We start from the raw sequence: 10440 nt of genomic DNA on the forward strand, positions 1-10440 counted from the left end.
GCCACGTAGAAATTATGTCAATTGAAAAATTTAGCGTAGAAAAAGTCCTTTCTGTACATCGTTGGACCAACACTTTATTTAGCTTTACCATGACGCGTCCCGCACATTTTAAATTTACCGCTGGGCAGTTCGCGCGTATTGGTTTGAAAGTTGGCGATGATTTAGTGGTACGTGCGTATTCTGTCGTTTCATCGCCTTTTGATGAAACCTTAGAATTCTTTTCAATTGTTGTACCAGATGGTGCTTTTACATCAAATTTACAACATCTCAAAGTTGGTGATGAACTTTATTTGGAAAAGATTCCTTATGGATTTTTGACGTTAGCACGTTACCAGTTACCTATGCCAAATGACCTGTGGTTATTGGCGACAGGCACGGGGCTCGCACCATTTATTTCTATGTTGCAAGACTTTGAAGTATGGCAAAAATATAAAAATATTCATTTGGTTTACAGTGTGAGAACAGCAAGTGAATTGGCTTACGTAGACCGAATTCAGGAAGTCGCGGATACCTTTGGTGAAGGTCATACAGGATTTAAATTTGTGCCAATTATTACACGTGATCCAAATGCACCATTGCATGATCGATTGCCAGTATTAATCGAAAATAGAGCGTTAGAGAAAACCGTAGGTGTCGATTTTAATCCGCAAACGTCACATATCATGCTGTGTGGGAATCCCCAAATGGTTGAAGATACAAAAGAGGCTCTGAAAGCACGTGGCCTGACCATGAATCGTCGTGGTGAAGGAAATATTGCGGTAGAGAACTATTGGTAAGTCCAAATCACCCTATCCTACGAGGAGAGGGAATTGAGGCACAAAAAACCTCCATCTCGGAGGTTTTTTTCTAAATTACATAAGAATACTATGCGACATACTTAATGGACAAACATATCCATAAATTGACGAATCTCTTGAATCGCAGTATCTACATCACTCGTGAGCCAAGTCGGTTCAAATAAACCTGCATAATGCTCCAAACGATCGTGTGGAACCACTAAACGAATTGGGCATTCTTCCTCGAGTAAACGCCAAGGAATAATGGGCACTTCATTATCTAAGAAGCAAGCGATGTTACGAATGTCGATGATCATGCCGTTGACACATTCAGGAAAGGGCATCACCGAAAATTCTTCAGTGCGACGGCGGAAATACTCTAAGTCACCCCACTTCAGCACATAGCTTGGTTTCGTAAACTCAATAATTCCAATCAAATGCCCATCACGGGTATGATGCAAAGAACAGGCATGAGTGACATCTGTGTCTAAATCTAAAGAGACACTTTGTCGGCGATAGGTCATACAGATCGACAATAAAAATGAGGAGGGTGCATATTATACTCTATTTTGCATCACAGCTCATGTGCTTTGATCAGTACGAATTGATAATGTTTTTTCACACAAAACAACATGATAGATTGCTAGTATAAAAAATCATCAAAATACATAAGAGGGGCATCATGGTAGATCAATCCAATCATCCGACCCATAATGATCAAAAGAAGAAAAGTAAGATCCCAGTGTATATTCTGATTATCGTTGGTATTTTTTTAGCAGCCTTCATTTTCTATATGCTCGCTGATCGTGAACCAACACCAGGTCAAATTCCTGCTGATACGACTATTCCTGCAACTCAAGATAATGCAGATACAGCAACGGCAACAGATTCAGCAGTGGATAATACCGTTACTGCGGTCGCAAACGATCAATAAACCACTACACTTTTCACGTTTAAACCCAGCTTCGGCTGGGTTTTTTCTTGATTTGCAACAATGTGTTGTATTTATGATGCTTTGAGTTGATTAAAAAATATTCGAAATTTATGGTGTGATGACGCGATCGAAAAATGATCTAGGGAAAAGAATTAAATCAATCGTAATTCAGAACACTTAACATAAGAAGAGGCGTAACCAATGAATGATGAATATAACGGCTTCACTCGAACTGGGGGCTTTGATGCAATGTATTATTGGGAGCAATTCCAACCAATTATTGCTGCAGTGGCCATTTTACTCATAGGATGGATCATCGCTTTAATCGTTGCCGCAGGGGTTAAGAAGGTACTTGCAAAATTAAATACCAATCAAAAATTGAGTAGTGCGACAGGACATCGCTCAAATATAGAAAATATCATCTCCAGAGTCGTTTTCTGGCTGATCCTCATTATTGCTGTTATTGGTTCACTCAACGTTTTAAATCTGACCAGTGTGAGTGGTCCTTTTAGTAATATGGTTCAACAATTCTTACTATTTATCCCACAATTATTGGCTGCTGTAGCAGTTGGTTTTATTGGATGGATCGTAGCAAATTTAGTCAAAGTTGGATTAACTCGACTACTCAGTCGTACGCAACTGGATGAAAAACTCAGTCAAGATGTCGGTGTGAGCTCATTTAGCCAAAATATCAGTGAAATTGTTTACTGGCTCATTTTATTGCTGTTCTTACCGATCGTGCTGTCTATTTTGGGCTTAAATGGTTTGTTATATCCAGTTCAGAATATGGTGACTGAAGCCGTTGCATACTTGCCGAATATCTTTATGGCAGGTGTGATTTTATTTGTTGGTTACATTTTGGCAAAAATTGTACGCGGTATTGTCGAAGGGCTACTTTCAAGTTTGAATGTCCAACAGCAAGCTGAAAAAGTCGGAGTTTTTAAAAATTCTAATCTGCCTAAGCTATTAGGATCATTTGTATTTGCCTTAGTAATCATTACTTCACTGATTATTGCGTTTGAGGCTTTGGGTGTAGACGCGATTTCACAACCAGCAACGGCTATGTTGTATGAAATCATGAATGCAATTCCACATATCATCGCAGCAGGTTTAATCCTGATCATTGCTTATGTGGTCTCACGTTTCGTATCTAATCTTGTGGTTGAAGTGATCGCTGGGACAGGTGTTGATAACATTCCTCAAAAGCTCGATATGCAACGATTTTTGGGTCAAACCAAAATATCAAAAGTTGTCGGTCATTTGATTGTATTCTTCACCATGCTCTTTGCGGTGTCTGAAGCTGCGAATCGTTTGGGCTTTGATCAAATTAGTGATTTGATTGCGATGTTCATTTATTTCGGAGCGAATGTACTTTTAGGAGCAGTTATCCTCGTCATTGGTTTCTGGTTAGCAAATCTTGTTGCCGATGTGGTGAAGCGTGGTGAGACCAATAGCGCACATTGGTTAGCGAATCTTGTCCGAGTACTGATCATTGGTTTAGTCGTGGCAATGGGCTTGCGTGCAATGGGAATCGCTGACTCGATCGTAAATTTAGCCTTTGGATTAACACTTGGAGCGGTTGCTGTCGCTTTTGCACTTGCATTTGGTCTAGGTGGTCGCCAACCTGCAGAGCGATTGTTGACTGACTTAATCGATAAAGCGAAATCTGACGCGAATAAGCCAAGACCAAATCAGCCTGAACAAGTCACGCCACCACTTACTGAGCAAATGGATGCTTCAACTGTTGCGGAAGAATATCAAGACGAAGACATTCCACCCACGCAAATTGATGTAGAGGCACCAACTCAACCATTGAATAATCCTTATGGGTCTACAGGGGAGTCAGATCAAAATACGCCGCCTAAAAATGACCCTAAATAACATGTAATTTTGTGTCGGGATCAGTCAGCATGGTTTGGCTGATCCTCATGAAAAAGAGTAAAAATTATGAGTAAGAAATTTAATAAATTATTCGCCCCAATAGTGATTGCGGGTATCACCGTGGGTTTTTTAGCAAGCGCTTACCGCTTTGTTTTTGCAAATTCAAAAGCTACTGAAAACAACAGACTCAATACACCATCTATTGATGATGCAGTAACAGATCCAACCACACAAATGATTGATTCAACTGATACCAACGCCCAAAGACCCTCATAAATTACTTCCTTTAGAAAAGATAAATCAATAATGAAGCATTCGATTGATCAATAGGGACGATATTCAAAGAGGGCAAAGGATGCCCCCTTTAATGAAAAAATGAACAATACTCGTTGTTAATTAGACATACTCAGATGCGGCATGTGCAGATGACCAAGCCCATTGAAAGTTAAATCCACCTAAATGGCCAGTTACATCGAGTATTTCACCGACGAAGAAAAGTCCTTTTTGCTTTTTACTTTCCATTGTTTTTGAGGAAACTTCAGTGGTATCAACTCCACCTAAAGTCACCTCAGCCGTACGGTATCCTTCAGTCCCAGAAGGTTTAACTTCAAATGCATGAAGGCGCTGGGCAATCGTCTCTAACTTCTCATCACTGATATTACCGATTGATATTTCAGCTTGATCCATCCAAATCAACTGTTGCAATTCAACTACGACACTCTTGGGTAAGTGTTCAGCGAGTAAGGTGCGGAGTAACACTTTAGGTTGATTTTGTTTTCTAGTTTTAAAAAAATCCAAGAGATCAAGACTCGGTAAAAAGTCGACTTTAAAACTTTGACCCACATCCCAATAGTTTGAGAGCTGTAAAGAACTTGGACCACTTAAACCACGGTGCGTAAACAAGAGTGCTTCAGTAAAGCTATTGAGATGATTGCTTAATGTCGCTTCAACAGCATTGCCACTGAGTCGTGTCGTCACTTCTTTGAAACCATCAGAAAAAGTAAAGGGGACTAGACCTGCACGAGTCGGATAAACATAGTGTCCAAATTGTTTAGCAATCTCATAGCCAATGCCTGAGCCTCCAAGCGTCGGAATTGAGAGACCACCAGATGCGACCACGACAGATTCAACTTCAAAATAACCTAAATTGGTTGCTACTTGAAAACCGTGCTCCTCAAGGGCGTTGACGGCTTTCACCTCGCAACTGGTTTTGATGTCGACTAGACCAGTTTTGTCACATTCAGCAAGTAACATGGCTAAGATTTCTTTCGCGCCGTTGAGGGTAAAGAGCTGACCGTGTTTACGTTCTTCGTATTCAATGCCATATTCGCAGACCAAGGCAATGAAATCCCAATTGGTATAACGAGTGAGTGCTGAGATAACAAAATGCGGGTTATGTGAAATATAGTTGTCAGGCTCAACATACAGATTGGTAAAGTTACATTTACCGCCACCTGACATGAGAATTTTTTTCCCTACTTTATTGGCTTTTTCAACCACCACGACACGACGCCCACGTTGAGCAGCCATATATGCGGTCATTAAACCAGATGCACCCGCACCTATTACTAAAACATCGTATTGCTTGGAAGACATGAAAATAATCAAAAAACGAAACAGCGCAATTATAACGGTAAATTAAGATGAACTGAGCATTATCGGATTAATTCAAGCGAACAGAAGCAGAAGCAAGATCAACTAAATCGTTCGACCTTGAAGCCCGCCCGAATGAATGACTAAAACTTTAGCGTTTTTGGGGAAATAGTTTTGTTGTATAAGATCATGAATGCCAAACATCATTTTTCCGGTATAGACTTGTTCAAGTGGAATACGGTATTCATATTCAAACTTTTCAATAAATTGAATCAGTTCAGGTCGGGTTTTGGCATAGCCTCCGAAGCAATAATCATCAGTGATATGCCAGTTGTTTTTACCCGTCAGTAGTTTTACTTCATCATTCAGAAAATTGCCTTTTAACGCAGAAAATCCAATAATTCTTTGATGGCTTAAACTGCGTTCAATCAATCCTGAAATCGTACCGCCTGTTCCGACAGCACAACAAATGAAGTCAAAGGTCTGATCAGCATCTTTTAAAATTTCTTGAGTGCCCTGAATGGCAAGCGAGTTGGTGCCACCTTCTGGAATTAAATAACTTTCAGGAAAGCGTTGCGCTAAGTGAGCTAAAAACTCAGGATCATTTTTGTGTCGATATGCTTCTCGTGAGATAAAGTGCAGCGCCATACCAAAACGTTCTGCGGTGGCGAGGGTGTGATTGCGTGCTGAGTTTTTAAGTTCTTCACCACGAATGATCCCAATAGACTGAAAGCCAAATTGATGCGCAGCAAACCCTGTGGCGGCAATATGATTTGAATAAGCCCCACCAAAGGTCATTACTTTTTGAAAGCCTTGACGTTTTGCCTCAATAAAATTGTATTTCAGTTTATAAAACTTATTTCCCGAGATATGTGGATGAATTTGGTCTAAACGGCGAACGGTGATGTTTAAACCATTTAAAGAAATTTCCTGATCTTGAACCTGTTGGGCTATCGTATCAAACATAGTGCGAGAATTTGGTTTTTTAAGAGTATAGCGGATTTCGAATCTTAGCTCTTACTCGGAGAAATTGAAAAACAGTGAAAAAATATGTTTAAAAAATAATCAAAAGTGCTAATCTGAAAGAAAACGGAATTTTGGGAGGGTGGCATGAAGCAATCTCTATCCATTTTATTATTGGGTTTGTTTGTTTTAACGGCCTTAGGCTGTGAGCAGGATTTTCTAAACAAACCAAAAACTGAAGCACGAAGTATGATTATTGCTGGCGTACCTGTACAGGAAAGGGACTATCGTCTGTCTCCGCACGAAACTGCATATAATGAAGCACTGTCAGATGATGATTAGCATGACTTGGCTATTTTTATAAAATCAATTGTATTTAATTTATACAGTAAACTAATTCGCTAAAAATAATAAAATAAATAGTGAATAATTTTAATATTTAAAAAAATCACTCAAATAATTAGGGAAATATTCATAAGGCTTCCAAGTAGAATAACGCGATAAATCAATCATCTACTATGGAATTAATGTGGAATCAATTTGGATTTTAGGTTCGATTGCAGCAGCACTTTTACTGGGCGCAATGAGTCCGGGGCCGACTTCAATCTATGTCGCTAAAAATTCAATCGCTATTTCGCGTAAACATGGTTTATTTACTGCACTAGGAACTGGTTTCGGTGCTGCGATTTTTGGTTTATTGGCAGTATTAGGTTTACAGGCATTCTTACTTGCAGTGCCTTCAGCATATTTGGCTTTGAAAATCTGCGGTGGATTATATTTATTGTTTTTGGCTTATAAAATTATCAAACATGCCAAAGATCCAATCGAAGCTGATCATTCTGCATCGCATCCGATGAGTTTACGACGTGCATTTACCACAGGCTTAATTACTCAATTGTCGAATCCTAAAATTGCCATTGTACTTGCCAGTATTTTCACAGCTTTATTACCCAAAGAGATTCCGTTGTATTTTTACTTTGTGTTACCAATGCTGTGCTTTTTTATCGATGCTGGTTGGTGCTCGTTGGTGGCGGTTGCATTATCAGCGGAAAAGCCGCGTGCGGTATATTTAAAATTTAAGAAAGTATTTGATCGTGGTGCGGGCATTGTGATGTCTGTGCTCGGATTGAAATTGATTTTTGGTGTGAAGTAGATCACATTTTTAATCTTGTCTAACAATTTTTATGATCTGACCTGAATTCACATTTGCCAGTCCTGATCAGCTATAAAGAACTGAGGAGAGGTTGTTTAGGGTGTAAATATCTCTCATTGTTTGTGAGTTTGTTATGTATTCTCTCCTCAGTAGTCATTCAAAAAATAAAAGTCTACAACAAAAGTTCTACTATCAATTGGGTCAAATGGCCAAAAACCTTTTGGGTGCAGTAGAGCCAGAAGAACAAGCATTTTTACCGCGTGAATATAATTTAGATGCGCATGTTTTTCATCGTCAATTCGCGAGTACGCATTATGGAATTATGATTCCAGATTTGCCTGAGCCTTTTCGGTATCTGTCCTATGCTTCTGTCATTGGTGATGTTGGTGCGAAGATAACGCATTTACCCAAGTCGATTTCTGGTCTTAGTCCTGAAAATACCGCTACTTTGGTCCATGGAACAGCCTTATCGACAGATGAAGAAGCCTTCCGCATTTATAATATTCAAGACGAAATTGTATTCCATCAAAAGCCATTTAAGGTTGAGTTTGGTCGAGAATCTTTCCTTGCTGAAATTGAAAGGAGTTATCATCTAGTATCTGAACGTGATGATCTGCAAGTTGATCTTTGGTTAACCCCAACGCCTGCCATTACGTGGTTTGCACATAGCATGTTATATCAGCACTTTAGTGTATTGATGCAATATGACGGTCATCTCACCCAACATGGAAAACGTGTTGAAGTTCAAGGACTATGTACACTGGAACATTGGAAAGCAGTCTCAAGCTCAATGTTGCCGAGTCCCATTAAACCGACCACAGGATTGGTGCCGTTAGACAGTTTTAGTTATCAAGTCATCAACATAGATGATGAGTCACAATTGGTCTTGGCCTATATCGGTTTTGCAGGTGAACCTACTTATACGGCCGTGTCGTATCGTCATATTGATGGTACTTCTATTCAATATGATGGTGAGGTTGCTTTTCAAGTGATTGCATTAAAGCCTGATCCGAAAATAACACTTGATGGTTTTGAGATGGAGGTGCCTCAGTCTTTTAGATGGATTGCACATCATCAAGGTGAGAAAGTGTTAGATATTCTTGCGGTGGCAGATACGGAATATTGTTATGGTTTAGCCGCAGGTTATGTGAGTTCTTATCAGTGGAGTGGTTTGCTGAATGGAACTGAACGTAAGGGGCGAGGTTATGTTGAATATATCGACCGAAGACAGAACGTAAATTTAGACACCTAATTTTTGAATTAAATACGCCTAAAAAAAAAGCCTCTAAACGTATTAGAGGCTTTTAAAAATCTTATTTCTTACATTCAGGCTGTGAACGGTCAATTACTTGTGTACCTTCTACACGATAACCAATTTGACCAACAATGAATGCTTGATTCAATTGAGTGATCACCACATCAGAAAGAGCCACAGCGCAACGGTTTTTTTCAATAGCACGATCTACAGCAGTTTTAAAGTTTGGAACCCCTAAAGGGAACAAGACAACTGGGACCTTATCTTCACCTGTTACACGTTCACCTTTCACGAACTGATTTGAGTTAAGATTGTAGTTTTTAGTTGAAGCAACTGTCATATCAGCCATACGAACTGAACAGCCTGTCGCCAATACTGAAGTTGCTGCGATAATTGAAATTAATAATTTTTTCATTAGTTTACCCCCGTTTTTTAAGCGAGGGAACTTTAAATAAAAATACTTGAAATTTCAACCATTGCATGACTTTAGTTTAATCTTTAAAGTGAACCGGTATCCATTGGTAGCTTTGTCCATCTTTGGAATAAATGTGCCCAAGTCCTGGGAACGGTAAGTGTGGTGCTGCAATCAACTGCCCATCTTTGGCATATTCAGCAAAGTGCTTTAAACGAGTTTGAATTGCAGTTTGTGGGTCAATATCAAACTCAATGGCAGTTTCAGGTTTGTCGAACTGCAAGGTATGTGAATGTACGATATCGCCAATAAACACCACTTCTTGTCCATCAGCTTTCAGTTTAAAGCTGTAATGCCCTGGTGTATGACCAAAGGATGGTTTAAATTCGATATCACCAAAGCGTAAAGATTTATCAGATAAGACTATTACTTGTTTCGCTTTTTCATATGGTGCAAGCGCTGCTTTGATTTTTTCGACTGTTCCTAAAAAACCTGCTTGTTTGTCTTTTGGCAGTTTTTTTACGGTATTTGGACTCAGCCAATAGTCATATTCCGTTTTTGAAATATGCAGCGTTGCATTTGGATAATTCGCTACGCCGTTGTTTGAAATACCACACACATGGTCAGGGTGCAAGTGAGTGAGGAAGATACCATTCACTTGCGTAGGCTGATAACCAGATGCTTTGAGGTTGTTATAGATTGAACCTAAATGTGCGCCAAAGCAGCTAGCAGCTCCGCTGTCGACCATCAGCAGTTGGTTGCCTGTATTGATGAGAAAGGCGTTGACTGAGGTTTGTATGCCTTTGTCGTTCACCGCAGCGTATTTCTTTAGGATTTCAGTTTTATCAAAGTCGCTTAAGCCTTTAAACATAGATGGATTGAGATGGTTTGTACCATCGAGTAGGGCGGTGATTTGGGTGTTTCCGATTTGGTGATGGTAGTAGCCAGCGACTTGTTTTTGCGTTGGGATATGGTTTGGTTCAGCAGCTTGGGTGCTGAAGGCTGTGGTGCTTAAAGCGAATGTGAGGAATAGGGGTTTTAGAGTTTTCATAGGCTTCTTTTAGATTTTAAAGGATTACTTCTTTTTTATCATATTTATAGTTGTTTTATAAAAATGACCCCTCCCTAACCCTCTCCTAAAAGGAGAGGGAAATGCACGAAATTATTATAGTAATGCGTTCTCCCTCTCCCTATGGGAGAGGGTCGGGGTGAGGGATATAGGCATGTCGCTGAAAACTTGTTGTTCGAGCAAATTGCCGTTAGAAAAGTTGAGGAAGCACCAGTTTAAGTTTGCTGAGTTTAAAAAAGCGTACGATGTGTTTAAGCATGCAGCAGATGAAAATGCGATGAAAGTGATGATTGCAGTCGAATAATTCATTTTTGAGTTGCAATAAAAAAGCCTCTATTAATTAGAGGCTTTTATTTTACAACATAGCTATACCTAATTGATCTATTTAATTTGAGCTAAATTAA

The 10440-nt window shown here is 39.5% G+C and carries 13 protein-coding genes; 8 read left to right on the forward strand and 5 right to left on the reverse strand.

Features of this window, described 5'->3' with window-relative positions; genetic code table 11:
* Positions 1-14: 14 nt before the first annotated feature.
* Entirely contained in the window at positions 15-776 is a 762-nt protein-coding gene (locus tag CL42_RS08835) for a ferredoxin--NADP reductase (RefSeq protein ID WP_035267285.1), read from the forward strand.
* Between the two features lie 101 nt (positions 777-877).
* On the opposite strand, the gene CL42_RS08840 is transcribed toward CL42_RS08835, so the two are convergent.
* On the reverse strand, positions 878-1300 hold the full coding sequence (locus tag CL42_RS08840) for a hypothetical protein (protein WP_035267287.1): 423 nt from the start codon (positions 1298-1300) through the stop codon (positions 878-880).
* A gap of 158 nt (positions 1301-1458) precedes the next feature.
* On the opposite strand from CL42_RS08840, the gene CL42_RS08845 reads away from it, so the two are divergent.
* The 3 genes from CL42_RS08845 (at position 1459) to CL42_RS08855 (ending at position 3867) form a co-directional block, all read left to right on the forward strand.
* Positions 1459-1710 (forward strand): hypothetical protein, encoded by a 252-nt coding sequence (locus CL42_RS08845; protein WP_035267289.1) that lies wholly within the window; start codon positions 1459-1461, stop codon positions 1708-1710.
* A gap of 201 nt (positions 1711-1911) precedes the next feature.
* Positions 1912-3591: a mechanosensitive ion channel gene (locus tag CL42_RS08850; RefSeq protein ID WP_035267290.1), complete on the forward strand. Its 1680-nt coding sequence runs from the start codon at positions 1912-1914 to the stop codon at positions 3589-3591.
* Between the two features lie 66 nt (positions 3592-3657).
* A complete protein-coding gene (locus CL42_RS08855) occupies positions 3658-3867 on the forward strand; it encodes a hypothetical protein (protein WP_035267292.1) in 210 nt (69 codons plus the stop codon).
* A 120-nt stretch (positions 3868-3987) separates the two neighbouring features.
* Here the strand turns inward: CL42_RS08855 and CL42_RS08860 are convergent, their stop codons facing one another.
* Entirely contained in the window at positions 3988-5187 is a 1200-nt protein-coding gene (locus CL42_RS08860; protein ID WP_035267293.1) for an NAD(P)/FAD-dependent oxidoreductase, read from the reverse strand.
* Positions 5188-5289: 102 nt separating this feature from the next.
* A complete protein-coding gene (locus CL42_RS08865; RefSeq protein WP_035267294.1) occupies positions 5290-6150 on the reverse strand; it encodes a 1-aminocyclopropane-1-carboxylate deaminase/D-cysteine desulfhydrase in 861 nt (286 codons plus the stop codon).
* A 144-nt stretch (positions 6151-6294) separates the two neighbouring features.
* Here CL42_RS08865 and CL42_RS08870 point away from each other — a divergent pair, with 144 nt between their 5' ends.
* The 3 genes from CL42_RS08870 (at position 6295) to CL42_RS08880 (ending at position 8552) form a co-directional block, all read left to right on the forward strand.
* Entirely contained in the window at positions 6295-6489 is a 195-nt protein-coding gene (locus CL42_RS08870; RefSeq protein WP_035267295.1) for an NF038215 family lipoprotein, read from the forward strand.
* Between the two features lie 187 nt (positions 6490-6676).
* Positions 6677-7300, forward strand: coding sequence for a LysE family translocator (locus CL42_RS08875; RefSeq protein WP_035267296.1), 624 nt, complete (start codon positions 6677-6679; stop codon positions 7298-7300).
* 133 nt (positions 7301-7433) lie between these two features.
* On the forward strand, positions 7434-8552 hold the full coding sequence (locus tag CL42_RS08880) for a DUF6670 family protein (RefSeq protein WP_035267297.1): 1119 nt from the start codon (positions 7434-7436) through the stop codon (positions 8550-8552).
* 61 nt (positions 8553-8613) lie between these two features.
* On the opposite strand, the gene CL42_RS08885 is transcribed toward CL42_RS08880, so the two are convergent.
* Together CL42_RS08885 and CL42_RS08890 are read right to left on the reverse strand one after the other, a co-directional pair.
* A complete protein-coding gene (locus tag CL42_RS08885; RefSeq protein WP_035267298.1) occupies positions 8614-8970 on the reverse strand; it encodes a hypothetical protein in 357 nt (118 codons plus the stop codon).
* A gap of 76 nt (positions 8971-9046) precedes the next feature.
* Positions 9047-10018 (reverse strand): MBL fold metallo-hydrolase, encoded by a 972-nt coding sequence (locus CL42_RS08890; protein WP_035267300.1) that lies wholly within the window; start codon positions 10016-10018, stop codon positions 9047-9049.
* 172 nt (positions 10019-10190) lie between these two features.
* Between CL42_RS08890 and CL42_RS16670 the strand changes: the two genes are divergently transcribed.
* Positions 10191-10340: a hypothetical protein gene (locus CL42_RS16670; protein WP_306669586.1), complete on the forward strand. Its 150-nt coding sequence runs from the start codon at positions 10191-10193 to the stop codon at positions 10338-10340.
* Positions 10341-10440 lie beyond the last annotated feature (100 nt).

Source organism: Acinetobacter sp. Ver3 (genome assembly GCF_000632455.1).
Taxonomy (GTDB): Bacteria; Pseudomonadota; Gammaproteobacteria; order Pseudomonadales; family Moraxellaceae; genus Acinetobacter.

What these genes read in the sequence shown, in the direction of transcription:
- CL42_RS08835 (WP_035267285.1), top strand. Translation starts at nt 15, where the DNA reads ATGTCAATTGAAAAATTTAGCGTAGAAAAAGTCCTTTCTGTACATCGT.
- CL42_RS08840 (WP_035267287.1), bottom strand. Translation starts at nt 1,300, where the DNA reads ATGACCTATCGCCGACAAAGTGTCTCTTTAGATTTAGACACAGATGTC.
- CL42_RS08845 (WP_035267289.1), top strand. Translation starts at nt 1,459, where the DNA reads ATGGTAGATCAATCCAATCATCCGACCCATAATGATCAAAAGAAGAAA.
- CL42_RS08850 (WP_035267290.1), top strand. Translation starts at nt 1,912, where the DNA reads ATGAATGATGAATATAACGGCTTCACTCGAACTGGGGGCTTTGATGCA.
- CL42_RS08855 (WP_035267292.1), top strand. Translation starts at nt 3,658, where the DNA reads ATGAGTAAGAAATTTAATAAATTATTCGCCCCAATAGTGATTGCGGGT.
- CL42_RS08860 (WP_035267293.1), bottom strand. Translation starts at nt 5,187, where the DNA reads ATGTCTTCCAAGCAATACGATGTTTTAGTAATAGGTGCGGGTGCATCT.
- CL42_RS08865 (WP_035267294.1), bottom strand. Translation starts at nt 6,150, where the DNA reads ATGTTTGATACGATAGCCCAACAGGTTCAAGATCAGGAAATTTCTTTA.
- CL42_RS08870 (WP_035267295.1), top strand. Translation starts at nt 6,295, where the DNA reads ATGAAGCAATCTCTATCCATTTTATTATTGGGTTTGTTTGTTTTAACG.
- CL42_RS08880 (WP_035267297.1), top strand. Translation starts at nt 7,434, where the DNA reads ATGTATTCTCTCCTCAGTAGTCATTCAAAAAATAAAAGTCTACAACAA.
- CL42_RS08885 (WP_035267298.1), bottom strand. Translation starts at nt 8,970, where the DNA reads ATGAAAAAATTATTAATTTCAATTATCGCAGCAACTTCAGTATTGGCG.
- CL42_RS08890 (WP_035267300.1), bottom strand. Translation starts at nt 10,018, where the DNA reads ATGAAAACTCTAAAACCCCTATTCCTCACATTCGCTTTAAGCACCACA.
- CL42_RS16670 (WP_306669586.1), top strand. Translation starts at nt 10,191, where the DNA reads ATGTCGCTGAAAACTTGTTGTTCGAGCAAATTGCCGTTAGAAAAGTTG.